General features: G+C 68.7%; 24 protein-coding genes, 1 tRNA gene and 3 pseudogenes. 14 read left to right on the top strand and 14 right to left on the bottom strand.

The window, feature by feature from the left end; translation table 11 throughout:
* Window positions 1-10: 10 nt before the first annotated feature.
* The 5 genes from fabG to ABT115_RS05380 all read right to left on the bottom strand — a co-directional run bounded on the left by fabG (window position 11) and on the right by ABT115_RS05380 (window position 4440).
* The gene (gene fabG, locus ABT115_RS05360) at window positions 11-724 is read right to left on the bottom strand and encodes a 3-oxoacyl-ACP reductase FabG (RefSeq protein WP_351784275.1); all 714 of its coding nucleotides are present in this window, start codon (window positions 722-724) and stop codon (window positions 11-13) included.
* A complete protein-coding gene (locus ABT115_RS05365; RefSeq protein WP_351784277.1) occupies window positions 721-1959 on the bottom strand; it encodes a beta-ketoacyl-[acyl-carrier-protein] synthase family protein in 1239 nt (412 codons plus the stop codon). The genes fabG and ABT115_RS05365 overlap by 4 nt, the downstream gene beginning before the upstream one ends.
* Complete coding sequence (locus tag ABT115_RS05370; RefSeq protein ID WP_351784279.1) at window positions 1956-2198, bottom strand: phosphopantetheine-binding protein; 243 nt, start codon at window positions 2196-2198, stop codon at window positions 1956-1958. The genes ABT115_RS05365 and ABT115_RS05370 overlap by 4 nt, the downstream gene beginning before the upstream one ends.
* A gap of 185 nt (window positions 2199-2383) precedes the next feature.
* On the bottom strand, window positions 2384-3424 hold the full coding sequence (locus tag ABT115_RS05375) for a beta-ketoacyl-[acyl-carrier-protein] synthase family protein (RefSeq protein ID WP_351784281.1): 1041 nt from the start codon (window positions 3422-3424) through the stop codon (window positions 2384-2386).
* Window positions 3424-4440, bottom strand: coding sequence for a ScbA/BarX family gamma-butyrolactone biosynthesis protein (locus ABT115_RS05380; protein ID WP_351784283.1), 1017 nt, complete (start codon window positions 4438-4440; stop codon window positions 3424-3426). Before ABT115_RS05380 ends, ABT115_RS05375 begins: the two co-directional genes overlap by 1 nt.
* 639 nt (window positions 4441-5079) lie before the next feature.
* Between ABT115_RS05380 and ABT115_RS05385 the strand changes: the two genes are divergently transcribed.
* On the top strand, window positions 5080-5643 hold the full coding sequence (locus tag ABT115_RS05385; RefSeq protein WP_351784285.1) for an HD domain-containing protein: 564 nt from the start codon (window positions 5080-5082) through the stop codon (window positions 5641-5643).
* Here ABT115_RS05385 and ABT115_RS05390 read toward each other — a convergent pair.
* Together ABT115_RS05390 and ABT115_RS05395 are read right to left on the bottom strand one after the other, a co-directional pair.
* Complete coding sequence (locus ABT115_RS05390; protein ID WP_351784287.1) at window positions 5631-6098, bottom strand: NUDIX hydrolase; 468 nt, start codon at window positions 6096-6098, stop codon at window positions 5631-5633. The genes ABT115_RS05385 and ABT115_RS05390 overlap by 13 nt on opposite strands.
* Window positions 6085-6858, bottom strand: a complete 774-nt coding sequence (locus tag ABT115_RS05395; protein ID WP_351784289.1) for an XRE family transcriptional regulator — start codon at window positions 6856-6858, stop codon at window positions 6085-6087. The genes ABT115_RS05390 and ABT115_RS05395 overlap by 14 nt, the downstream gene beginning before the upstream one ends.
* Window positions 6859-6954: 96 nt before the next feature.
* Here ABT115_RS05395 and ABT115_RS05400 point away from each other — a divergent pair, with 96 nt between their 5' ends.
* From ABT115_RS05400 to ABT115_RS05435, 8 genes are all read left to right on the top strand, one after another.
* Entirely contained in the window at window positions 6955-7647 is a 693-nt protein-coding gene (locus ABT115_RS05400; RefSeq protein WP_351784291.1) for an HAD family hydrolase, read from the top strand.
* Between the two features lie 107 nt (window positions 7648-7754).
* Window positions 7755-8657: a radical SAM protein gene (locus ABT115_RS05405; RefSeq protein ID WP_351784293.1), complete on the top strand. Its 903-nt coding sequence runs from the start codon at window positions 7755-7757 to the stop codon at window positions 8655-8657.
* Between the two features lie 61 nt (window positions 8658-8718).
* On the top strand, window positions 8719-9291 hold the full coding sequence (locus tag ABT115_RS05410) for a hypothetical protein (protein ID WP_351784295.1): 573 nt from the start codon (window positions 8719-8721) through the stop codon (window positions 9289-9291).
* Window positions 9209-9862 carry a class I SAM-dependent methyltransferase gene (locus ABT115_RS05415; RefSeq protein ID WP_351784297.1) on the top strand — a complete coding sequence of 218 codons (654 nt, stop codon included), beginning with the start codon at window positions 9209-9211 and terminating at the stop codon, window positions 9860-9862. The genes ABT115_RS05410 and ABT115_RS05415 overlap by 83 nt, the downstream gene beginning before the upstream one ends.
* A 20-nt stretch (window positions 9863-9882) precedes the next feature.
* Window positions 9883-10470 carry a class IV adenylate cyclase gene (locus ABT115_RS05420; RefSeq protein WP_351784299.1) on the top strand — a complete coding sequence of 196 codons (588 nt, stop codon included), beginning with the start codon at window positions 9883-9885 and terminating at the stop codon, window positions 10468-10470.
* 542 nt (window positions 10471-11012) lie between these two features.
* Window positions 11013-11174: a hypothetical protein gene (locus tag ABT115_RS05425; protein WP_351784301.1), complete on the top strand. Its 162-nt coding sequence runs from the start codon at window positions 11013-11015 to the stop codon at window positions 11172-11174.
* A gap of 82 nt (window positions 11175-11256) precedes the next feature.
* The gene (locus tag ABT115_RS05430) at window positions 11257-12468 is read left to right on the top strand and encodes a JmjC domain-containing protein (RefSeq protein ID WP_351784303.1); all 1212 of its coding nucleotides are present in this window, start codon (window positions 11257-11259) and stop codon (window positions 12466-12468) included.
* Entirely contained in the window at window positions 12402-13262 is an 861-nt protein-coding gene (locus ABT115_RS05435) for an aldo/keto reductase (RefSeq protein ID WP_351784305.1), read from the top strand. The genes ABT115_RS05430 and ABT115_RS05435 overlap by 67 nt, the downstream gene beginning before the upstream one ends.
* Here the strand turns inward: ABT115_RS05435 and ABT115_RS05440 are convergent.
* Window positions 13250-14107, bottom strand: a complete 858-nt coding sequence (locus tag ABT115_RS05440; protein ID WP_351784508.1) for a hypothetical protein — start codon at window positions 14105-14107, stop codon at window positions 13250-13252. The genes ABT115_RS05435 and ABT115_RS05440 overlap by 13 nt on opposite strands.
* 68 nt (window positions 14108-14175) lie before the next feature.
* On the opposite strand from ABT115_RS05440, the gene ABT115_RS05445 reads away from it, so the two are divergent.
* Window positions 14176-14595 (top strand): NUDIX hydrolase, encoded by a 420-nt coding sequence (locus tag ABT115_RS05445; RefSeq protein ID WP_351784307.1) that lies wholly within the window; start codon window positions 14176-14178, stop codon window positions 14593-14595.
* A gap of 5 nt (window positions 14596-14600) precedes the next feature.
* Here ABT115_RS05445 and ABT115_RS05450 read toward each other — a convergent pair whose 3' ends face one another.
* The 4 genes and pseudogenes from ABT115_RS05450 to ABT115_RS05465 all read right to left on the bottom strand — a co-directional run.
* Window positions 14601-16337 carry a relaxase/mobilization nuclease domain-containing protein gene (locus ABT115_RS05450; RefSeq protein WP_351784309.1) on the bottom strand — a complete coding sequence of 579 codons (1737 nt, stop codon included), beginning with the start codon at window positions 16335-16337 and terminating at the stop codon, window positions 14601-14603.
* The gene (locus ABT115_RS05455) at window positions 16334-16891 is read right to left on the bottom strand and encodes a MobC family plasmid mobilization relaxosome protein (protein ID WP_351784311.1); all 558 of its coding nucleotides are present in this window, start codon (window positions 16889-16891) and stop codon (window positions 16334-16336) included. Before ABT115_RS05455 ends, ABT115_RS05450 begins: the two co-directional genes overlap by 4 nt.
* A gap of 599 nt (window positions 16892-17490) precedes the next feature.
* Window positions 17491-17929: pseudogene (locus ABT115_RS30850) on the bottom strand (DUF2637 domain-containing protein); the annotation flags it as partial.
* Window positions 17930-18318: 389 nt separating this feature from the next.
* Window positions 18319-18648: pseudogene (locus ABT115_RS05465) on the bottom strand (DUF3631 domain-containing protein); the annotation flags it as partial.
* Here ABT115_RS05465 and ABT115_RS05470 point away from each other — a divergent pair.
* A pseudogene (locus ABT115_RS05470) lies at window positions 18646-19302 on the top strand (site-specific integrase); the annotation flags it as partial. The pseudogenes ABT115_RS05465 and ABT115_RS05470 sit on opposite strands and share 3 nt — an antisense overlap.
* 128 nt (window positions 19303-19430) lie before the next feature.
* Here ABT115_RS05470 and ABT115_RS05475 read toward each other — a convergent pair.
* A tRNA-Thr gene (locus ABT115_RS05475) sits at window positions 19431-19504 on the bottom strand.
* Window positions 19505-19682: 178 nt separating this feature from the next.
* On the opposite strand from ABT115_RS05475, the gene ABT115_RS05480 reads away from it, so the two are divergent.
* The 3 genes from ABT115_RS05480 (at window position 19683) to ABT115_RS05490 (ending at window position 22202) form a co-directional block, all read left to right on the top strand.
* The gene (locus tag ABT115_RS05480) at window positions 19683-20819 is read left to right on the top strand and encodes an ABC transporter ATP-binding protein (protein ID WP_351784315.1); all 1137 of its coding nucleotides are present in this window, start codon (window positions 19683-19685) and stop codon (window positions 20817-20819) included.
* 224 nt (window positions 20820-21043) lie between these two features.
* On the top strand, window positions 21044-21457 hold the full coding sequence (locus ABT115_RS05485) for a hypothetical protein (RefSeq protein ID WP_351784317.1): 414 nt from the start codon (window positions 21044-21046) through the stop codon (window positions 21455-21457).
* 34 nt (window positions 21458-21491) lie between these two features.
* Window positions 21492-22202 (top strand): nucleotidyltransferase family protein, encoded by a 711-nt coding sequence (locus tag ABT115_RS05490; protein WP_351784319.1) that lies wholly within the window; start codon window positions 21492-21494, stop codon window positions 22200-22202.
* An 83-nt stretch (window positions 22203-22285) separates the two neighbouring features.
* Here ABT115_RS05490 and ABT115_RS05495 read toward each other — a convergent pair whose 3' ends face one another.
* Complete coding sequence (locus ABT115_RS05495) at window positions 22286-23881, bottom strand: DoxX family protein (RefSeq protein ID WP_351784510.1); 1596 nt, start codon at window positions 23879-23881, stop codon at window positions 22286-22288.
* Between the last annotated feature and the right edge of the window lie 38 nt (window positions 23882-23919).

Below are 23919 nucleotides of genomic sequence, written 5' to 3' on the forward strand. Positions count from 1 at the left end.
TGACGGTTAGTCATATGCCCATGCCGAGTCCGCCGCTGACCGGCAGCACCGCGCCGGTCACGTAGCCGGCCTCGGCACTCGCCAGGAAGCGGACGGCGGCGGCCACTTCCTCGGCTCTGCCAGGTCGTCCCAGCGGTGTCCGGCTCAGGAACTGCTCGCGCCGGGTGTCGCTGAGGTCGCGTGTCATGTCGGTGTCGATCAGGCCGGGAGCCACCACGTTGACGGTGATGCCGCGCGGTCCCAGTTCCCAGGCCAGCGAGCGGGCCATGCCGACCAGACCGGCCTTGGCGGCCGCGTAGTTCGTCTGGCCCGGCGAGCCGGTGAAGGCGGCCGACGAGGAGACCAGGACGAGCCGCCCCCAGCGCTCGGCGAGCATGCCCCGGGACGCGTGCTTGACCAGCCGGATCACCGCGCGGAGGTTGGTGTCCAGCACCTCGTCCAGGTCGTGGTCGGCCATCGACAGCAGAAGCGCGTCCCGGGTGATGCCGGCGTTGGCCACCAGCACCTCCACCGGCCCCTGTTCGGCGGTCACCTTCTCGAACAGACGCGCCACCGCCTCGGGATCGGTGATGTCGCAGGCCACCCCGTACAGGCCGGGCGGCGCCTCGGTGCTGTGGTGGGTGACCGCCACCCGGTGGCCCTGCGCGGCCAGGTCCCGGGCGACGGCGAGGCCGATGCCGCGGTTGCCTCCGGTCACGAGGACGGAGCGGCCGGTACGCGTCATGCCGCCGTCACCACCACGGCGGCGTTCTGCCCGCCGAACCCGAAGGAGTTCGACATCGCCGCGCCGATCGTCGCTGTGCGCGGCGCCCCGGCGACGACATCGATCTCCACCTGAGGATCGACGCACTCCAGGTTCGCGGTCGGCGGTACGGAGCCCTGCTCGACCGCCAGCACCGTGTACGCGGCCTCGACCGCTCCGGCGGCGCCGATCAGGTGGCCGGTCACTCCCTTGGTCGAGGTGACCAGGGGATGGTCGCCGATGACCCGGCGGATGACGGCCGCCTCGGTGACATCGTTCTTCGGGGTCGACGTGCCGTGCGCGTTGACGTGCGCCACCTCCACAGGGTCGAGGCAGGCGTCGGCCAGCGCCGCGCGCATCGCCCGCTCCGCGCCGTCGCCCGTCGGGTGCGGGGCGGAGGCGTGGAAGCCGTCGGCCGACGCTCCGAAGCCGCTGATCCTCGCGCGGACCCTGGCCCCTCTGGCGTGCGCGTCGGCCACCCGTTCGAGCACCAGGACGCCGGCTCCCTCACCGGCGACGAAGCCGTCCCGGTGCGCGTCGAACGGGCGGGAAGCGGCCGCCGGGTCCTTGGCACGCTGGGAGAGCGCGCCCATCTTGTGCAGGCTGGCCATGCCGGTGCGGGTGAGCGCCGCCTCCGAGCCGCCGGCCAGCACCACATCGCAGAGTCCGGCCTCCAGCAGCATCCGGCCCAGACCGATGGCGGTGGTACCGGAGGCACAGGCGGTCGACACCACCTGGTTCGGTCCCAGCGCCTGGCAGTCCATGGCGATGTGACCAGCCGTCATGTTGACCGGCGCCGTCACCATGAGCTGCGGTGAGACCACCGTCGGCCCGCTTCGCAGGTAGGTCTCGTGCTCGCGCTCGAAGCTGGCGGAGCCGCCGAACGAGGTGCCGATCACCACGGCGACCCGGGCGCCGTCCCAGACCTGGGGGTCGAGGCCGGCGTCCGACACGGCCAGCCGTGCGGCGGTGACGCCGAGCTGGCTGACCCGGTCCATCCGCAGCGCCGCGCGCCGGCCGAGTTCAGCCGCCGCGTCGAAGTCATCCACCCGGCAGGAGAAGTCGACGGCCATGCCCTCCAGTTCGGGGCTCTTGCTCGCGGCGGACCGGCCGTCCCAGATCTGGGCCACGTTGGCCTTCACTCCGGTCCCGGCCGGCGTGACGAGTCCCAGGCCGGTGACGGCCACGTCAAACCGGCGACGGCGTCCGGCGGTCACGAAGCCGCCTTGAGCTGGCTGTCGAGGGTGCCGAGGACCTCGCCGACGGTGCGCTCGGGCGCGAGCTGGAGCTCGTCGAGCACCACACCGAACTCCTTCTCCACGGCAACGCTGACCTCGACGAGCAGGAGCGAGTCGAGGTCGAGGGATTCGAGGGTGGTGTCCTCGGTGAGCGACTCGGTCTCCACGCCGATCTTCGCGCTGAGCAGGGAGTAGAAGCGGTCTTGGACGTCGTTCATGTCGGTTCTCCTGTCCATGGGCTGCCCGGGCGGTTCTCCGCCCCGGAGGTCTTTTCGGCCCGGTCGGGTGCGACTGTCGCGGGACCGTCCGGGTGTCTCTTCGGTCCGGCCGGGTGCGGTCCGCGCGGGACCGCCCGCTTGCCGGAGGTCTCCTCGGTCCGGCCGGGTGAAATGTCGCGGCTGGTTCAGGCGGCGGTGTCCGTGCGGCTGACCACGGCCGCGGTGAAGGTGAACCCGCCACCGCCGTTCAGCACGACGGCGTACTGTCCGGGCTCCAGCCAGTCGCCGTTCGCCAAGTCGGCGAGCGAGGCGTTCAGGTCGCCGGCTCCCAGGTGGCCGGTGGCACGCCCGAGGTCCAGCAGCGGCGCCGCGACGGACTCCGCCAGCGGCGGTACGTACGCCTCCGCCATCGCCTTGGCGCCCAGGCGCGGCAGCACGGCGTGACGCAGTCGTGGATCGTCCGGGGCGAGACCGCTGGAGGCGAGCGCCTCGCCGACGGCTCCCCGGATGCGGTCGTGCGCGAGCTTGGTGAAGTGGTCGACGCCGAAGGACCGGACGAAGTGGCGCTTGGGACGCCGTACGTCGATCATCAGGCCGTGTCCGAGCGGGTCCGCGTTCAGCTCGTCCTCTCCGCGATGCATCACCTCCAGCTCGGACGCCACCGTGGTCGCCAGGGCGTGCAGGGTGAGGTCCGAGGGCAGCCCGTCGCCGCGGTGCACCAGCACCGCCGTGCCCGCGTCGCCCGCAGCCATGCCGTAGTCGGTACGCCAGCGGTGCCAGCTCGGCATCAGGAACCGGTCGCCGGTGGTCACCAGGGCCGGCCCGGCCTGCAGGTCGCCCTGGAGACGGGAGACTGCCAGCTCGATGCCGATGGCTCCGCCGTTGCACTGCTGCAGCAGTCCGATCGGCACCGCGTGGTGCGCGGTCAGCCGGTCGGCGATGTAGTGCGGTGCCGACCACGCGTCATGCCCTTGATGGTGCACGCTCGCGTGCAGCACCATCGACAGCGCCCGCGCCGGACAGCCGCCTCGCTCCAGCACCTGGCGCCCAGCGGCCACGGCCATGTCCGGCGGCGCGGTGTCCGCGCTGACCGGCAGCGCCGTGTATCCCAGGTCGGCGGCGTTGCGCCGGTCCACGTCTCCGGCGGCCAGCGCCTCCTCGACGGTCTGCCTCTCCGGTGGGTACCAGGCCGCGCACACGAGCCCGTACGTTCCGCTCAGCCGCATCAACGGCCACCAGAGGCAGTGGCCGCAGGAGCGGGGGCCGCCGACGGTGCGAGGACCGTGACCTCGCAGTCGCAGGCGGTCGCTCCGTCCTGCTCGAACAGCACGGCCACGGAGCGGCTGCTCCCAGCCTGCTCCACGCGCGCGGACACCTCCGTCGGGCTGTCCAGTTCGACGAAGCGTCCGAACCGGGCGCTCAGCGCACTCACCCGCCACGGCCCGGTCGCCTCACCGGCGTCCTCCGTCTCCGACGCGACCGCCGACAGGGCGGCCTGACGGGCGGCTTCAAGTAGCGCGGTCGCCGGTACGTGGTCGAGCGGGTGGTCGTAGAAGACCAGATGCGCGACCGGTACGTCGAGGTCCGCGACGGTCCGTCCGCCGACGCGGCGCACCGCCGAGAGGACGACGTTCTCCCCCAGCGCCCGCCCGACCTGCCGGCCGTCCGCGGGCGTTCCGCCCAGGCGCGGCGGCATGGCATCGGAGAGCGGCGCAGCCGAGCTGCGGCTGCGGGTCCGGAAGCTCTCGTAGCCGGCACGGGACGGATAACCGGTGATCACCGTGCTCGTCGCGACCCGGCGCCCGGAGAGGTACAGCTCACTCACCAGCGTCGCCCCGAGCAGAGACTCTCCGCGCTGCTTCAGGTCCTTCGCCTCGATGACCATCGTCAGCTCGCCGGTGCCTTGTCCGGGCCGCGGGACCGGCTCGCCGTCGAGGGCGATGGACCACTCCGCAATGAGGAACGCCGTGTCCGTCGGGACACCGAGATGGCGGTGGGCAACCAGGGTTCCGGCCTGCCGCGAGCACTCCAGGAGCAGCATCGGGTCGATGGACGCCGAGGGACTCGGGTCGTCGTTGAAGTAGCGGTGGGCGGACGGCAGCCGCGCCGCGACGGCGAAGCGGCCGTCGCCCAGCGCGACGTGATCGGTGACGAAGACCTCGTCGGCCGCGTGACGGTGCACCAGCGACCGCTCCAACGGTCCGTCGAACCGCAGCCGCCGCTCGCCGTGGACCTGCGTCATCGACCTGCTCCCTTCACATCGGTCTCGCTGTGGCACCTGCGCGGAACACCGGTGGACCGGCGCGGCTCCGCGGCGGAATCCGGACATCGGGCGACGTCATGTGTCGTCGCTGTCATCCGCGGGCACTCCTCCCAGTGGGAGACCGGTGACTTTCGCACCGCTCTCGCTCTCTCGTCGTGATGTGCCGCGTGCCTCGAACTCCGCGGCCGACAGAACGAGAAGCTAGCCGCGGCGTCTTTCGCGCTGCTGTCGGAGCGTGTAAGCGACGGCTGCGGATGGCTGTTCGACGCACGGCGGGCTTCGCGGAGGCAGTTCATCGGTCGCGCAACAGGTGGTAGCGAGCTGGTCGAGCGTCTGGGGTGCGTACTGACACGGCTCCTCCGGTCGGCTGCCTGCACCGTTGTCCTCGACGAGCTCGCCGAGGACAACGGTGCGCTGCGTGCCGGACGCGGGCGGCAGGCAGTCGAGGGCCTAGTGAAGGGTTTCGTCGGGTTGAGCGAGATGGGCGGCTGGGTGGCCCCCTGACCGAGGCTGCCTGCTTACTGCTCCGCTCCATCGAGGTGTTGCCGAGGCGTCGGAATGCGGGCCCGCTTTGCGCGCTTTGGCATGTGCAGCCTTGTACCCGGGAAGGTCCAAGCTATGAACGGAACACTGACGAAATGGGCATGTCAGGTGGCAGAGGCGGAGCTGCGTAAGCCGCTTCCTCGTCGATGGGCGCACTCGCAAGGGGTCGCGCGGCGCGCGGCCGAACTGACGGAGGTCCTCGGCAATGACTCGGACCTCCTAGCTTCTGCCGCTGTGTTGCACGATGTGGGCTACGCCCCGCGGATAGCCGTGACAGGCTTTCACCCCCTGGATGGCGCCCGATTTCTTCGTGACATTCATGCTGCGGATGGACGGCTTGTTCGGTTGGTGGCTAACCACTCGTTGGCGTTGCTGGAAGCTGAGGAGCGTGGATTGCGGGATGTTCTGGAGGCCGAGTTTCCCCTGCCCGACGACCAGGGACTTGTGGACGCCCTTGTCTACTGCGACATGACGACCACACCCCACGGCGACCGGACCACCGCCAAGGAACGCGTCGCCGAGATCTCCGGCCGCTACGGCGCCGACAGCGTGGTCGGGCGGTTCATCCGTCGGGCGGCACCGGAGATCTTTGCCGCCGCGGCGCGGGTGGAGGCGTCCCTGGCTGCTCAGCCGAGGTAGGGATAGGTGCCGGCGAGGTAGTCGCCGATTTGCTGGCGCATGCTGGGGTGGATGTCGTACTGGTCCAGGTCGGATGGCTGGATGTAGCGGACGCCGTCGGCTTCGTCGTTGATGGTGGGCTCGCCGCCCACTGGGCGTCCGATGTACGTGTTCTCGTACTGCTGCCGGATCTCGCCGTCGGTGTAGGCCACGATGTGGTTGGGGTTTGTGTAGACCCCGAGGAAGCCTGTGATCTCGGCGATGATGCCGGTCTCTTCTAGGCATTCGCGCACCGCGCACTGTGCCGCCGTCTCACCGATGTCCTGGGCGCCACCAGGCAGGGCCCATTGGCCTGTGTCTCGACGGCGCTGGAGCAGGATGGCGCCGCTGTCGTCGACGACAAGCAGGTTGTTGGCGGGAATGAGCGTGTTTGCCTTGGGGGCCTTGGGATCGTTGTAGTACTCAGTCCTGCCCATGTGACGAGGCCCCCTCCTGGTCTGGCGTCCAAGGCCGCGCGGTGGCCCAGACAGCTTCGAAACTCTGAGCGTAGTTGTCGAACCACCCCGCAGCATCAACTCTCTTGAGATGGAGCAGAGGGTTGGCACTGGCCGGCTGGCCCCAGACATGCGGGTTGACCAGAAGGTCGTTGTCATAGCGGAACAGGGAGGTGTAAAGCGTGGTGTCGTGCAGCCTGACCTCACAGCCCGCCTCGGACAATAAGGGCCGGTAGTAGGTCAGCGAGGCGCGGATCTTGGCGGCAAGCGTGTCACCGATACCCTCTTCGCGGCCGCGGATAGCTACAGCTTGGCCGCTCGACTCACCGAAGCAGAGCCGTACTTGCACCCCGTCTGCCGCCCGCTCGGCAAGCATCTTGGCGACGTGGGGGTTGGACTGGGCGAAGAACGTGCCGGAGAAGACGAGGACACTGATCTGTTCCTGGGCCCCCTTCAACAGCGAGAGCCACATGTCCCGCGGAACACTGGCCCTGTTCTGGTAGGTCCCGACCAACTCCAAGCCTGACCCGGAAGTGGGCTGTCCGGCACTCGGCGCCGGGGCTGGCCAGAGGAACAGCTCCTCCACACGCAAGTGCTGAGCGGCACGGAATCTGTGGCGCGCGTGGGGAACGCGCCCCCCGAGCCACCGACCGACGGTCTTGGGGTCTACCTCACACACTTCAGCAAGTGACTCTGGCGAGACGCCACGCTGGGCGAGTACGGAGTGCAGTCGCTCGTTCACAGCTGCCATACAAGCCGAGGCGGCAAGAGCGGGCAAGGACGTTGTGGGACGTTCCTCAGAACCCGAGGCTTCGACCCCGGTACTTACGCTGGTCGTATGGAGCTCATCGTCCTGTGGGACATCGACCACACGCTCATCGAAAATGCAGGGGTCAGCAAGGAGATCTACGCCGCCGCCTTTACGGCGTTGGCGGGAACCGGTCCGGCCGAACCGGCGCGGACGGAGGGCCGTACAGATCGCCTGATCATGCGCGACATGTTCCAGCGGAACGGTCTCGCCGAGCCGGACTGGGCTGCTGTCGAGGAGGCTCTTACAGGCGCAGGGGAGGAGCGCCTCCACGATCTCAGCCAACGCGGAACAGCCCTTCCCGGCGTGCGTGACATCTTGAAGGCAGCTTCGGTACACCATGCCTGGGTGTCCTCGGTTCTCACCGGCAATATCGCGGCCAACGCCCTCGTGAAGGTATCGGCCTTCGGTCTGGACCCCCTACTGGATCTGTCTATTGGCGCCTACGGGGCTGACGCTCTCCAGCGTCCGGACTTGGTCGCTGTTGCTCGGGAACGTGCCCAACGCCTCCGAGGCGTGCGGGATGACGTGCCTGTCGTACTCGTGGGGGATACCCCGAGGGATGTCGAGGCTGCACTTGCCACCGGCTCCGGGATCATCGCGGTCGCCTCTGGCGTCCACAGCGATGAGGAACTGGTCGCTGCCGGCGCCCAGGTAGTGCTACCGGACCTGACGGACACCGCGCGTGTTCTTGGGATTCTGGAGACCTTCGCGGCGCACTGAAAACGTCCCAGGACGTCCTCGGAGCGTCCGGATACGCGGTGATGCGGTCCTTCCCTATTCCGCCAGGATCAGGTCTCCCACCAGGCAAGTGCCCGAAGGAGACCCACGTGATCGGGGAAGTCACCGGGATCCGCAGGATCCGGATGCTGTACCTGCAGCTGTTGTATCGCTGCAACTTTGAGTGTCTGCACTGCTTCCATGGCAAAAGGCTCCAGCACGCCGATGCCTTCACGGCAGACGAGGCCGTCAACCTCCTCACACTTATGCGCGACCAGTACGGCACCGATGCTGTCACCCTGCTGGGCGGCGAGCCGTTCGTCTACAAGGACCTCGCCTACGTAGTCCGGTACGCCAAGCAGGAACTGGGCATGCAGGTAGAGATCTGCACCAACGGCTATCGGATCGAGCGCCGGCTCACCGAGATCGCCCCTCACCTGGACCTGCTGCGGGTATCGCTGGAGGGCATCGGCTCGACCAACGACCACGTCCGCAAGTTCGGGAGCTACCAGAGTGCACTGAGCGCACTCGACATCGCACGGGGACTCGGTGTCTGCACCGGTGCGACCCTGACAGTCACCTCACGCAACATTGACGAGGTGCTCCCTCTGGCGCGCACCCTGCAACACTATGGGGTCGAGCAGTTGAAGCTTCACTGCCTCCGGCCGGTCGGCAACGCAGCAGAGCACCCCGAGCTCCTCATCACCGATTCCGCCGCCTACATCCGCCTTCGTGACCAGCTCGAGACCGCCGAACTCACCATCGAAGTGATCGTCGATGAGGAGTTGTCCGAGCACGGCGCCCCAGAGATCTGCGCTCCTGCGGGAGGTCCCGCGGAGATCGAGCGGATCGAGGCCGACCCGCGCGGTGCACTCACCATGTCCTGCAAGGCCGTCGGCAAGGACTCACACGCTTTCTGGTACGACAAGCTCGCTGACCACATCGTCCACCGACCGTCCGCTATCGACGAACTCACCCTCGCAGTACCGGACGTGGTGTACGGCCGTGTCTGACCACGTGCTGTTCGAGAGCCTCGAAGGGCTTCGTGGTACTGGTAAGTCGACCCTCGCACCCATGCTTGCAGCAGCCCGCGGGGCCGTGCTGGTCCCGACCGTGCCGCCCGTCTATCAAGCGCTGCGGCACGAGGTGGATCTCCGGGGGAATGTCGATGCCCGGATGTCCTTCTATCTCTCAGCCCTGTTCACCGCGGCTGACCATATCCAGCGGTACCTGTCCGCCGGCACTCCGGTCGTTGTGGAGAGCTACTTCGCTCGCTGCCTGGCAAATCACCGCGCATTTGGGACTGGTCTTGGTGTGACCCTGCCGTCGGATCTGCCCCATCCCATCACTTATCAACTGGTGTGCACGGAGGACGAGCGCCGACGCCGCCTCGCCATGCGCGAGAAGCCCGTGTCCCGTTGGGACGCCCTCGCTGAGATCGCAGCCGATCAAATTACCGACGCCTACACCTCGTTCCCGATGCACCGCGTGAACACCACCGGACTCAAGCCCGACGAGGTGCTCCAGACGGTCCTCGCCACCAACCCCCAAGGAGAACAGCCCAGTGCAGAAACTGAGCATGTGGCGGCACACCCTCACCTTCTTCCCACAGTTCCTCGCCGCGCTGAAGGAGCGCGCAGAGCCTGATTCCACCGTTACGGTCATTGGCGCGAGCGACGGCAGGCTCATCCTGCCGCTGGTCTCTGCCGGCTACCGCGTCGTCGCCATCGAACGCGATCCGATCGCCCTTCACGGCGGCGAGGTCCAACTTCCGGGTGATAAAACCGGTCATGCCACGGGGCTTATCGAGCGGCTGAAGCTCGAAGGGCTCAATGACCAGGTGCAGGTCGTAGAGAAGGACTTCCTCGCATCCGAACGCTTGGGCGCAACCAGTGACGCAGTCTGGACGAGCTGCTCGTGGCATTACAGTGCCAACCACCATCGCCCGCTCGGTGAGTTCGTCGACCGCATGCAGCGCCTGGTCCGGCCTGGTGGTTTGTTCGGCGCGGAGTTCATGATGCCCATCGAGCAGCGCCATCACATGCTTGAGCACTACACGTCGCCTGAGAGGCTCCAGCGCTACTTCATCGGCGACTGGGACGTCCTTCTCACCCTGCGGACCAATGAGTTCACCGAGCGGGCCCACGTCGGGCAGTTGCAAGACCACACCCACCGCATGGGCCTTCTCCTTGCCGCCCGTGCGTCCACCCACTCCTAGAGCCACAGGAAGAAGGACACATGAAGCACGAGTATGAGGCGAAGTTCCTCGCCGTCGACGTAGACGACCTCCAGGCCAAGTTGACTGCCCTCGGCGCCACCCAGGCGTTCCCGCGCACCCTCCTCACCCGCAAAATCTTCGAGAACGACGCCCTTGAAGGTGGCGCCTGGATCCGTCTGAGGGACGAGGCCACTCGGTCCACGCTCACGTTGAAGCAGGTCACGGACCCGACCACCATCGACGGCACCACCGAGATCGAGACCGAGGTCTCGGACCTGCACGCCATGGCCGAGATCCTCCGCAAACTTGGCTTGCGCGAGGTCCGCTACCAGGAGAACTACCGCGAGGAATGGCGCTTGGGCGAGGTCGCCTTCGACTTCGACACCTGGCCGGACCTCCCCACGTTCGTCGAGATCGAGGGACCCGACGAGGCATCGGTCCGGCAGGCAGCGGCTCTGCTCGACCTCGACTATTCGGAGGCCCGGTTCGGCAGCGTTGACGAGATCTACAAGAGCGAATCCGGCCGCGACATCCTGGCCGAGCCCACCCTCCTTTTTGCCGACGCCGATAAGAAGGGACAAGCCCGGGTGGCTGTCCAGGACGCATGACTTTGAGGGCCGATCTGTGCATGTTGAACTGGCCGTGACACCCCGGTTGATACCTGGGATCGCCGAATTCGCCCGCGGTGGCCTGCCAGCACCGGCGGACACCGACGACGGCAACAGGTGGGTAGACAGATACTGCTGGCTCTACTGCGGCCAGGAATGGACCCGTGTTCTGTGGATCGGCCCCGTGAGCGTGGCCGGTGCCCAGGCCGCTATGTACGCCTGCGGCCCCTGCATCCGGGAATTACAGGACCAGGTCTGGCAGTCCATCCTTCTCCACGATGAGCCGGCCTGGTCGGCGCAACCCGGCGGTCCCGCTGAAGCGGAGTCGTCCGCTGGACGACGCGGAGGCAAGCACCGGGCACGGGGCGGATTCCTGCGCCGTCGCTGAGCGCTGCCTTCGCTATGACAGGCCGGCCCTTCATCCCCGCCCCCGTGCGTACGCCCCAGACACGGGGGCGGGGACCACCCGCAGTACCAGCACCTCCGCACACCACAGACTGCCCGCCGCACCGGCGGGAGATCGGTAGAGGAAGGAGCACGAAGTGGGAGACAAGACACCCTCCGTCGAGGAGGGCCTGCTGGTCGCCGTGGAACTCCTCGCGAGCGTCCACGACCGCCACGACAGCAACGCCTCCGACCCGGGGCAGGGCGGCTCGGGTGACGGCCCCTGGCCCGGGGGTGACGGGCTGAACCACGCGGCGTAGCCGCCAGTTCTCTGGCGGAGGGGCTGCGCATGCGGTCCCTCCGCCTCCCACGTCCAACCTGGCACAAGGAAGGGAACAGCTCATGGAGCATCGATTGGTTCGTGCCGTCGAAGAGGCACTCGGGTGGGATGGTCCGGGCCCGCTCGGTAAGGAGTTCGCTCGGGGCAGCATCAGCGACCCCGAGGTCGTGGCACGGCTGCTCACACCTTCGCGCCTGCTCGACATGGTCATGCGCCGGAGCCTCGCCAACCCCCAGTTCCGGCTCTTCAAAGGCGGCGAGGAGCTGCACCCCGACGCGTACCTCGACCGTCAGGTCACACCCCGGGGGCAGGCGATACCGATGGCGGACATGCGCCGCTTGGGCAGCCTCCTGCGCGACGGTGCGACGCTGGTCCTGGACCAGTCGAACGTCTTCGACCCCACGATGGAAGCAGCCTGCCGGGCCATGCAGTGGTGGTCCCGGGAACACGTACAAGCGAACGTCTACCTGACCACGAACGATGCGTCCGGCTTCGACCTGCACTGGGACGACCACGACGTTCTCATCGTGCAGTTGGCAGGCGAGAAGCAGTGGGAGGTGCGCGGCACCTCCCGGCCCGTACCCATGTTCCGAGACGCCGAGCGAAACAACACCCCCAGCGAAGAGATCGTGTGGACCGGCACCATGCAGGCTGGCGACGTGATGCACATCCCACGCGGCTACTGGCACGCAGCCACCCGCGTCGGCCAGGGTGGCGGCCACAGCGCCCATGTGACCTTCGACTTCGCCAAGCGCACCGCCGTGAGCTGGCTGACCTGGCTTGCCGACTGGTCCCGTCAGGAGGAGGTGTTCCGCCACGACCTCGACCGCTGGGGCAGCCCCGACGAGCAGCAGGCCCAGCAGACGCTGCTGGCCACCGCCGCCTCACGCCTCATCGACGCCCGCGATCCGGCGGAGTTCCTCAGGCTCCGAGAGCAGGAAGCTCCTCCCGGCCGGCACGTTCCCTTCCTGGACATCTTCGGCCCCCTGGAGGCCGTGGCGTGTGTAAGCGAGTTCCCGCCCCTGATCAGAGAGGACGGGGAGACGGCCGTCGTGGTGGCAGCCGGCAAGAAGCTCACGTTCGCGGCCAAGGCTCTGCCAGGGCTCCGCATGCTCCTGAGCGGCCACCCCGTGCAGCTGGACAACGCCACCCGCGCGGTGGGCGCCGAGGTGGAGGCACTAGCGAAGATCCTGGTGGAGGAGGAGCTGTGCGCGAGTCTGACCCCCGAATTGTTCTCGGGCTACACCGATCTCGTTACGAGCGCCGGATCCTGACGAGCGCGCTGGAACTCGGGATCGACACGATCGACACGAGCTTCAACTACCGCGGTTTCTCGGCCCACGCCGCCTTGGCGGACGTCGGAAGCGATCTCCTTCCCCGCTTCACGCTCTCCACCAAAGTCGGCTTCTTCCCCGCCGCCGGACGAGCCGAGCATTCCCTCGACCCAGGCCGGCTCCGGGAAGCCATGGAGCAGACGAACCGCGACCTGGGCCGCGCTCCGGACCTGGTGTTCCTGCACAACCCCGAGCGCTCTCTCACCGGCTCGCCGGATGCTGCGCAGGACGCTCTGGGCGCGGCGTGCGCTGCCCTGGAGGCAGCCGCCGCGGAGGGGCTGTGCGGAGCCTGGGGCATCTCCTCCTGGGATCCCCGCCCGCTGCCCGAACTCGCGGACGACACCATGCCCAGACCCGACGTGCTCATGGTCCGCGGGGGCCTCCTCACCGGGATCGACGTCCTGGAAGCCTCCGAAGCCCTGGCGGCCCGGTGGGACCTCGGCACGGCCCAGCTCTGGGGTATGAGCCCGTTCGCCGGTAAGGCCACGGATCCGCTGTGGGACAAGCTCGACCCACAGGTGTTCATCCAGAACCCTGATGACAGCCTCTCGGCACTGCAGGCCGCGTTCCGCACCGCGTACTGGCTACCGCGAGTAGGGAAGATCGCCGTCGGTACGGATAACCCCTCCCACCTGCGGGAACTGGTCGACGCCCTGCGGTACGAGGCCAACACCAAGAGCATTCATACGTACCGACAGCTCCTCCGCGAGCGAGCAGGCCATCAGCCCCTCTGAAGGTCGTCCGCCATCTGTGTGGCCATGTCTCGGGCCGGTTCGAGGCGAGGGTCCTCGGGGTGAGCGTCCGGGGCCAGGATCTTCGCGCAGACGAACAAGGTCATCAGCTTGCCGTCCCGGCTCTCCAGGTCGCGGCGCCGTTCGCGGCGGACTCGCTCGGCCAGCGCCGGGACGGCGAGGGAGTTCCCCCACAGCGACGCCGCGTCCAGACCTTGAGGGGCCATACCCCAGTCCTCCCAGTCGAACAGGCAGAACTGCGGTCCGGTCATGTTCGCCCAGTTGAGGTCCGCGTGCGCTGGCCGCCAGTGGTTCAACGCCGTGTCGGTGCCAAGGAGGAGGAATCGCTTGATCGCCTCAGTAACACCGCTCTGGGTAATCGTGACGGTGTCCGGGGTGGCCACGCGCCTCGTGTGCTGGACGGCCAGCGCGTCCAGCGAAGTATTCAGCGCCTGCCACCATTCGTCCGGCAGGTGGGGATCGGTGGCGATAACACTGCTGCCGATCGGCGTTCCTGGCAGGAGATCCGTCTCGTCGGCCCGCCACATCACGGCATCATCAGGTTCGCGCCAAGCCGTCCCCCGGTGCCACCCGGGCCTGGCCACCCCATCCAGCAAGGCAGCGCATTCGGTTCCGTTCCAGCCCTGGCCACCGATCTTGTCGAGCCGGCGCCGTTCGATCCGCACCCATGTGCCTCGGTCTGTGCGCGCGCCGAGCGAGCGCCGTTTACGTACCAGCGTCCCCCGGTCCAGCGAAGTCTGGAAGGCGCGCTCAACCTGGTTGAGTACGTCATCGACCGACTCAACTCGTAGGTCGACGTGGGGTGTAGCGGGCAGAGAAGACGGCACTGGACCTCCATTGCGACTCAACGACGCTAGCAAGAAACTGGGCATGCGAGTCCCCAGAAGGAGAGGAAATGACGCAGCCGAGAGCTGAAGAACGGCCAGGCATCGCCGCAGCCATCGTCGTTTGCGAGGGGCGGGTGCTCCTGGTGCGACGCCGGGTTAGCGAGGGCAAGCTCTCCTGGCAGTTCCCCGCCGGCGAGGTCGAGCTCGGCGAGTCCCGTGAAGACGCCGCCGTGCGGGAAACCCAGGAGGAGACCGGCCTGGACGTGGCAGCCGTGAAGTTGCTCGGCGAGCGCATCCACCCGGCGACCGATCGGCTGATGTCCTATACGGCCTGCGAGGTGGTGGGTGGCACGGCGCACGTGGCGGACTCCGACGAGCTGGCCGAGCTCGCTTGGGTGACCCACGCCGAGATTCCCCAGTACGTCCCGCACGGACTCTTGGGGCCGGTGCAGGCGCACCTCGACGCCATGCTTACCTCCGGGTTCTGAGGGGTCTACCGGCGCTGACTGTGCTGTTGTTCGGTGGGCGCCATGATTGCGACTGGGGTCTGTAGTTCTCGGGCCCGCTGTGTGGGGACTGCGGACGTCATGGTCGAGCGGCGGCGGGCAGCTTCGGCGAGGCGGTTGGGTGCGGGGTTGCGTGCGGTGTGCTGGATACGGGTGATCAGGACGCGCGCGGGTTGACGGGCGGTGGTCAGTTCACGCTGTGCGGCGGCTTCTTTGAGGAGCTGGTGGGGCTTGTGGCCGCCGGCTTCGGCGTCGGCGAGGACGGTGGCGAGGGCGGGCCAATCGGGATCGGCGAGGATCCGGTCGGCGTGCTCGGGGACGGCCGCGCGTACGTCGCTAGCGAGGATGAGGCGGGTCTCCGCCCTGGGCTGTCGGGCTTCGAGCTCTATGAGTGCGGGGGTGAGGGTGTGGTCGGCTGCTGCCTGGAGATGCTGGAGGGCCTGTCGGGCGGCGTTGGCCTGGTGAGCGTGGCCCTTGGCTTCGTGCCAGCGTCCGGCGAGGATGGCTGCCCAGACCATGGCTGCGATGAGGGCGGCGAGGGCGCTGCCGTCGGGGCCGGTGGCGGTGTTGGCGATGTCGCGAGCTGCGGTCCGCAGAGCGTGAGCAGCGCGGTCTTCTCCCCGGATCTGGGAGCGCTGGGCACGGGCAAACGCCTTGCTGGCCGCTTGCAGCTGAACACGCAAGTCCGCTGGAGCCTTCTGGGCGGTGGCTTCAATCAGTTCACCGAGAGCGGCGATCTGGCCCTGGGACAGAGCGTCACCGCTGTCGCCGCTGCTGGGGTCGGTGAGGTGGGCGTGGAGGATGTCGAGGGCTTCGGTGGACTGTTGCCATGGAGTGCCGGGCCGATTGCGGCGGGCGGTGGGGTGCTCCTCCGGCACGGCGCTTTCCAGGCGGGCCTTGAGTTTGGGCAGGGACAGGTCGGGGGCGATCTTTCCGCCGGGGTGGAAGATCTGCTCGCCGTGCGTGTTGAGGTCGCCGGGGCGGCCGACGGCGTAGCCGAGCAGGTCGCCGGAGGGTCCGTGACGTGGCTTGACCAGGATGTCGCCAGCTTCGAGGTAGGCGAGGAGTTCCTCGGCGCTGGTAGCGTGCGAAATGGCGGCGCGGATGCGGTCCTGCAGCCACTCGCGGCTGGTCTGCTCCCATCCAAGGCGCTCAGCCTTGTACATCTCGGCCTGGGTAGGACGCCGGGTGCCGGTGCGGTCGCCCTTCTTCAACTCGCGCAGACCGTAGTCCTTCTCGATCTCACGGCATTCGTTGCCGACGCGGATGCCGCTGTCGTGGAGTTTGGGGCGGCGGCCGTCCTCGCGGACGGTGGTGGCGAGGATGTGGATGTGGTCGTCGGCGTGACGTACGGCGATCCAGCGGCAGGCCAGGTCGTCGTCTGCGGGGGCGATGCTGGCGGCTTGGACGATGCGCTGGGCGATCTCGCCCCACTCGGAGTCGGAAAGGTAGCGGTCCTCGGGGGCTGCGCGGACGGGGCAGTGCCAGACGTGGTTGGTGACCTCCTTGCCGAACTCGCTGTTGCGGAGCCTTACCGGCTCGTCAAGGTGGCGGGCGAGTTGGGTGAGGGTGGCGTTCTCATCACGGCCGGGGTCGGGCATGCCGAGCATGGCAAAGCCCGTCACGATGTGCGGATCGGCGTGCTCGTCGTGCCGACCGGGTCCGTAGAGGTAGGCGAGCAGGCCGCGGGTGTTGGACCCGGCCGGCTTGATGGCGGCTATCACGCAACCAGGTCCTTCCTGGAGTCGGCAGGCTCGCGCAGGGCCTCGGCGATCAGCTTCAGCAGGTGGTGGAGCTCGTCGAGACGCTGGCGGATGTCGGGCGGGGTGAGGTCGCTGTTGAGTGCGCGGGCGATCTGGTTGACGTTGACGCCGATGCGGTTGAGCTGACGTAGAACCTGGGCTCGGAACATGTGCGTGCGACGGCGGTCCTCGGACAGGGGGAGATTGGCGGTGAACCGGCCGTCGATGAAGGCGAGGACGACATCGGCGGCGAAGCCCGATTCGCCCTTGTAGCCGTGCTCAGCTGCGGCCTGCCGCAGACGGGAGCGCTCGTCGTTGGTGAACAGCAGAGGGCCGACGCGGTCCGTGCGCTTGTTGCCGGTGAAGCGGCGGATCGTGGGCTGGACGCTCTGCACGGCCGTTTCGCCGAGGGAGGGCTGGTCTTCGGGCGCGGGGCGGAGGATCTGCTGCTGGGTGGCGTGGAGTTCGTCCGGGTCGGGGCCGCCCTCGCCGACTTCCTGGTCCGGCGCCCCCTGGCGCTGGGCCGTCTCCGCCACCCCCGGGGCGGAGACCCCCGAAGACCGGCCTTGAGTCGGACTCGGGGTACTACTGGCTCCGTCGCTCCGTCGGGGGCCGTCCGTCCGAACGCGCGCTGCAAACGCCCCAGCAGCGTAGGCGACTTCGGCTGTGTCGGGGCTGCTTCGGTGTCGGTGGTGGGTTGGTACGGGTCATGGGTCACGGGCGGTTCTCCAGTGGACGGACGAAAGCGGGAGATCCCAGAGGCAAGGGCGGTGGGACCGTGGGGGATCCACAAGGGCGGTCCCCAGGGTGTGGACGGGCCCTGTACGGGGTGATCGGAATGGTTCCGACCACCCCGACTGGGCTCACGAACCAGTCGATCAGGGGCTGTCGGGACCGGTCTTCGCCTCGGTGCGGAGGATCTCCATGACCTCGGTCAGCCGCTCACCGCCGATGCCGAGCCCCTTGGCCTGAACGGCGTTCCGCACAACCGCGCGGGACTGACTTCCCTGCTCAGCGGCAGCGGCGCGGCCGATCTCGACCAGCTCCTCCACCCTGGCGTCCGGCGGACGACCACCGCGCCGCTTCGCCTCCATATCCCCCGCGGACTCTTCCGGCGCCTCGACAGCCGACGTCTCGCGGGTGATCAGGATGTGCAAATGGACCGCACCGGCCAAGGCGAGCGGCGCAATGGTGGAGAGAACGCCCACCGTGGCGTCCCCCAGGTACAAGCCGTCGGAGGCCCCTTCCTGGTTCAGGCGGACGGCGTGCAGAGCGTTCGCCCAGATGCTCGCCGTGGTCGCCGTCCCAAACAGACTCCACACATACAGCCGGGCTCGGAACGGGGCCGTGCGCAGGACGAGGAGCGCCCGCACCCCGTAGGCGATGAACCCGTCGATCACGAGCGGGAAGAGGTAGGTCAGGAAGCCCCGGATGTGGACAGCGACGGCCATCTGCTGGAGTGCGTCGTACGACAGCGCGCACGCGGCAGCGCCGAGGGCGAGGATCGCGGCGCGGTCCCAGCCGGTCACCCGGTGGGCTGTGGCGCGGTGGGCGGTTATGGCGGGGGTGGTCAAGCGGGATGCTCCTGTGGTGGTGGCGTGGTGCGTCTTCGGCGTCTTGGCCGTTGCAAGCGCTGGTCAGGGCCGTTACGGCAGAGGTGGCCGGCGTCCGTCTTGGCTGCGGCTGCGGCGTGCCCGGAGCCTGGCGGTCGCCGAGGCTCCGGATCTGGACAGCGGACGGGGCGAGCCCGCCTTCCGTCTTGGCCTCATGGCTTGTGACCTGCGGTGATACGGCACGTACGCGCAGGACGGCACAAGACGGATGCGGGCGAGGTTCCAGCGCTCAGCGCGGCGGTCGTGATCGTGTTGCCGTCTTGAGCCCGGCTGCCGTCTTGCGTGTATGGCGTTTGACCTGCGGAATCACGGCAGGGACGGCAAGGACGGCAGCCGGGGGTGCGGCGGGGTCAGCCCTCCTGGGGCGCGGGGGCGGCGTCGACCGGGTGGACGGTCGGGCAGTAACGGCGCCAGGGGTCGAGGAACTTGTTGCGCGTGTATCCCTTGCGCTGGGTTCCGTCGGCGATCCGGACGTTGCCGGGCCCGATGTCGAACTGCCGCAGCATGGCTGCGAGGTCGCGGGCTGTCAGCCCGTTGCGTCCCCATTCCGCCCAGGGGCTCTCGGCGTCCTGGCGCAGATGGTGGAGGAGTTCGTCCGTGGAGAGGCTGTCGGCCTCGCGCTGGGCGGCGAAGACCCGACGGATGTCGGCGAGAAGCCGAGCTCCGCTGGGCTGTTCCTCGCCTTCCGTGGCCTGCGCCGCGGCGAGGCGTGCGGGCAGCCCTGGTCGGAGACCAACCTCGACCGGCACTCGCTCACCGTCTCGGGACAGCTCGTTCAGGACGGCTGGGAGGTTGAGGCATCCGAACCAAAGACCGACAGCGGCTTCCGCGTCGTAGCCCTGGATGACGACACCGTCGGTGTCCTGGAGCGGCACCGCAAGCAGCAGGAGGCGGGCCGCGAGGAATGGGGACCAGCCTGGTTCGAGACCGGGCTCGTCTTCACCCAGGAAGACGGATCCTGGCTTCACCCCGGAAAAGTCACCGACCTCTTCGAACGGCTCGTCACCGCCTCCGATCTGCCGCCCATCCGGCTGCACGACCTCCGCCACGGAGCCGCGACACTCATGCTCGCCGCCGGCATTGACGTGAAGATCGTGTCAGCCACGCTCGGGCACAGCGACACCCGCATCACCCGGGACATCTACCAGAGCGTCCTCCCCCACGTCGGGAAGAGCGCGGCCGAGGCCACCGCCAAGCTGGTCCCACTCCGGCGGAAGACCGAGGCGGAGGACGCCGCCCGCAAGGCGGAGAAAGCCCGGAAGAAGGCCCAGAGCGCCAAGAAGGCCGAGGCCGCAGGCAAGAAGAAGGCGAAGCGGAAGAAGCCCGGGAAGTAGGGCCCAGAGCCCCTCCGCTCACGCATCGCTCACGCAGGCAGTCCCACGCCACTCCAGCCGTGCGCCCCGCCATGCCCCGAGCAACACAAAACCCCAGGTCAGCAGGTATCTGACCTGGGGTTTCTCTGAGCCCCCTGTCGGATTCGAACCGACGACCTACGCATTACAAGTGCGTTGCTCTGGCCAGCTGAGCTAAGGAGGCGTGCCGGAGCAGTGTAACCAACAAAGCCCCCTGCGCGGTCCCAAAATTCGCGCCCCTTGAACTACTGACAGATTTCAAATGGCCAGGTAGCGTCGCTGCGGGTTCACCCAAGTGGACCAGACCACTCCCTTACTCGGATCGTCCGGCACGTTCCTGCCGGTGAAGGAGAAGATTCAGCATGGCCAGTGTCACGTTCGACAAGGCGTCCCGCGTCTACCCCGGCTCCACGAAGCCGGCCGTTGACCAGCTCGAGATCGACATCGCGGACGGTGAGTTCCTCGTCCTCGTCGGTCCTTCCGGTTGTGGCAAGTCGACCTCCCTGCGCATGCTCGCGGGTCTTGAGGACGTCAACAGCGGCGCGATCCGCATCGGCGACCGCGACGTCACGCACCTGCCCCCGAAGGACCGGGACATCGCCATGGTGTTCCAGAACTACGCGCTCTACCCGCACATGACCGTCGCGGACAACATGGGCTTCGCGCTCAAGATCGCCGGTGTCAACAAAACCGAGATCCGGGCGAAGGTCGAAGAGGCCGCCAAGATGCTGGACCTCACCGAGTACCTGGACCGCAAGCCGAAGGCACTCTCCGGTGGTCAGCGTCAGCGTGTCGCGATGGGCCGTGCCATCGTGCGTGAGCCGCAGGTCTTCCTCATGGACGAGCCGCTGTCGAACCTCGACGCCAAGCTCCGTGTCTCCACCCGTACACAGATCGCCTCGCTCCAGCGCCGTCTGGGCATCACGACCGTGTACGTCACGCACGACCAGGTCGAGGCGCTGACCATGGGTGACCGTGTCGCGGTCCTCAAGGACGGTCTGCTCCAGCAGGTCGACTCGCCGCGCAACATGTACGACAAGCCGGCGAACCTCTTCGTGGCCGGCTTCATCGGCTCCCCGGCCATGAACCTGATCGAGGTTCCGATCACCGACGGCGGCGTGAAGTTCGGCAACAGCGTCGTCCCGGTCTCCCGCGAGGCGCTCTCCGCCGCCGCGGACAAGGGCGACACGACCGTCACGGTCGGCATCCGCCCCGAGCACTTCGACATCGTCGAGCACGGCGGCGCCGCCGCGAAGTCGCTCTCGAAGGACAGCGCCGACGCCCCGGCCGGTCTGGCCGTCTCGGTCAACGTCGTCGAGGAGCTCGGCGCCGACGGCTTCGTCTACGGCTCCGCGCGGGTCGGCGGCGAGGACAAGGACCTGGTCGTCCGCGTCGGCGGCCGCGCCGTTCCGGAGAAGGGCACCAAGCTGCACGTCGTGCCGCGCCCGGACGAGCTGCACGTCTTCTCGACCTCGACGGGTGCGCGTCTCACCGACTGACACGCCGCGCACCCGCACCGCAGCCGGCCCCGCATTTCTCCGTGCGGGGCCGTTCGCGCGCCGTGGGGCTTGTTTGAGTTTGGATCCGTACGGCGGCGAAATCCCTGGCACACCAGTCATTTCGTCGAGATTCGTCAACACGCGATTCGAAAAGCATCCTCGAACCCTCCCCCTCAAGGGTGACTAAATGTCGCCACATCATCACTGCCCGCTACGCTCGCTGCGTGACCCACACCGCGCGCCGCATCGGCCGAACTCTCGCTCTCGTACTGCCCGTCGTGATGGTCCTCTCCGGGACTCTCGCCGTCACCAGCGTGCCGTGGGCAGCGCACAATTCCGAGTCGCAGGTCCTGACCGCATCGGCTCAGAATGTTTCGAAGCGTGCCAAGGCGCGCACCCCGCAGGACGTCCTCCGTGACCGGCTGCTCGTGGAGCTCCGGCAGAAGGACCCGGGTGTCGCGCTGACGGATCTGCAGCGTTCCGTCGAGGGCCGCCCCTCGCTCGCCCGGCACTGCATGTCGATCGCGAAGGCGCTGGGCCGTGCCGCGGTCGAGCGGTACGGCCCGACGCGCGCCCACCGGTTCTCGCGTCCCGTCTGCGACACGTCGTTCGCCTCGGGTGTCGCACAGTTCAGCTGACCCGCCGGTCCGGGCACCACATATCGTGCCTGGCATGCATACGTATCCGACGCAGGCCGTGGTCCTGGCGGGTGGCCAGGGGTCGCGGCTGCGCCCGTACACCGATGACCGCCCCAAGCCGATGGTCGAGATCCCGGGTACCGGGACCCCGATCATCGGCCATCAGCTTTCCTGGCTGGCCGCCGAGGGCGTGACCGACGCCGTGGTGTCGTGCGGTCATCTGGCCGAGGTGCTGCAGGAGTGGCTGGACTCGGCGGTGCTGCCGCTGCGCGTGACGACCGTCGTGGAGACCGAACCGCTGGGCCGCGGCGGCGGGCTGAAGTACGCCGCCGCCCGGCTGCCCGATCCGGACCAGCCCTGGTACGCCACCAACGGCGACATCTGGACGCGCTTCTCCCTGCGCGAAATGGCCGCGTTCCACGCCGAGCGCGATGCGACCGCCACACTGGCCCTGGCCCGTCCCCGTATCCCGTGGGGCGCCGTGGAGACGGACGCGTTCGGGCACATCACCGACTTCATCGAGTCGCCGCCGTCGCCGTATCTGATCAACGCCGGTGTGTACGTCTTCTCGCCGGCATTCACGACGCTGCTGCCGGACCGGGGCGACCATGAGCGGACGACGTTCCCGCGGCTGGCCCGCGAGCGCAGACTGGCCGGATATCCGCTGCCGCACGGGGCGTACTGGCGGGCCATCGACACGGCCAAGGACCTGACCGAGGCCGCCAAAGAGCTGGACGGGCGGTAACGAGAAGCGACGGAGTACGCGCGGGGGCGGTCACCGGTTCGTTCCGGTGACCGCCCCCGCGCGTACCGCAGTCCGACAGCCTCTCAGCCGAGCAGGCCGCCGATGGGGTTCTGCCCGCCGCCCGACGTTCCGCCGGTGGAGCCGCCGCCGCTGTCCGAGCCGCCGCCCGTGGAGCCGCCGCCGGTGCCGGTGGAACCGGAGGAGCTCGGGCCGGAGCTGCCGGACGGCGGCTGCTGCGGGGTCGTCTGCCGCGGGAGCTGCTGGGCGGTGCCCTGGGTCTGGCTGGGCTGTCCGGCACCGGCCCCCGCCTGGCCGGGCTCGCGGACGGCGTCCGCAGCGGGTGTGGACGCCTTTACGGACGGGGTGGTGGCGGCACTGCTGCGGGAGGGCGTGGGGCGCTGCCCGTCGGGCGTGCGGGAGGCCCGGCCGCTGCGGGACTCCTGCGGGAGCGGGGAGCCGGGAAGCTGGTTGGTCGGGTCGCCGTTCGGACCGGGCACGGTGACGACGTCGGAGGAGCGGACCGCGCTGCCGAGCATGGAGCCCACGAGGAGGGTGAGGCCGACGACGACGGCGGCGACGACGGCGCCCCGGCGCAGCACCCGGCGGCGGAGGTCCCAGATCGCCGAGCGCGGGCCGAGCCTGCGCCAGGCCTCACCGGCGAGCCGTCCGTCGACGGAGTAGACGGGGGCGCCCGCGATGATCAGCGGGCTCCAGGCGGCGAGGTAAATGATGTCGGGCGCGTCGTAGACGGCGACGGTGCGCCAGCTGACGGTGACCAGCAGGGCGGCGGAGAGGAGAGCGCCGACGGAGGCGGCGACGCGCTGCCAGAGACCGAGGACGGTGAGGACGCCGACGAGGACCTGGAGGAAGGCGACGGTGAGTCCGGCGCCGACAGGGTGCGAGAGCGCGATGTCGCGCAATGGCTCGGCCAGCCCCCAGGGGTGCAGCGAGGTCAGCCACTTGACCATGGAGCCGCGCTCGCCGCCGTCGAAGTAGACGGGGTCGCACAGCTTGCCCATGCCCGCGTAGATGGAGATGAAGCCGAGGAAGACACGCATGGGCAGCAGCACGACGCCGAGGTTCATCCGGCGCCCGGGGTAGTACGCGTGCCGTACGGAATCGCCGCCGTGGCGCCGGCCCCGACCGTCGGCGAAGTCGTCGTACTCGTCCTCGTCGTATTCTCCCTCGCCGTACGCCTCTTGGCCGTACGGCCCGGTGTCGACGGGGTCGTAGGCGCCGACTGCCCGGCGCATGGGCGGCAGCAGGGGGCCCTTGCCGTGGCGGCCCGGCTGCTGGGGGGCGGTGATGACGGGGTTGGGCCGGGTCTCTTCGAGGCGCTCGATGACCTGGGTGCCGCCCGCGCCGAGCCCGCCGTCGAACTCGTGACCGGCGTAGGGGTCGTAGGAGTCGTACGCGGTGACCGGGCGGCCTGCGGTGGAGTTCCGTACGGCTTGCAGGAGTCCGGTGGCGCCGGGGTCGCCGGGGGCGGACCGGCCGCTCCACACGACGGGCGAGCGCCTGCCGCGCACTGCTCCGGCACGGCCGCTCATGGCGGGGATCCTGGGCACGCCGGCGGAGGCCAGACCGCGAAGCCGCGGGCGCTGGCCGGGGGCGAGCTGCACCCGGAAGCTGGCGTGGTTGACGATGACCTGCGCTGGGTCGCAGTCCACCTTGGCCATGCTCAGGGCGGGTTGATCGTCGAACCGAGGCGTTCTGG

This window comes from Streptomyces sp. NPDC001832 (assembly GCF_040297265.1).
Taxonomy (GTDB): domain Bacteria; phylum Actinomycetota; class Actinomycetes; order Streptomycetales; family Streptomycetaceae; genus Streptomyces.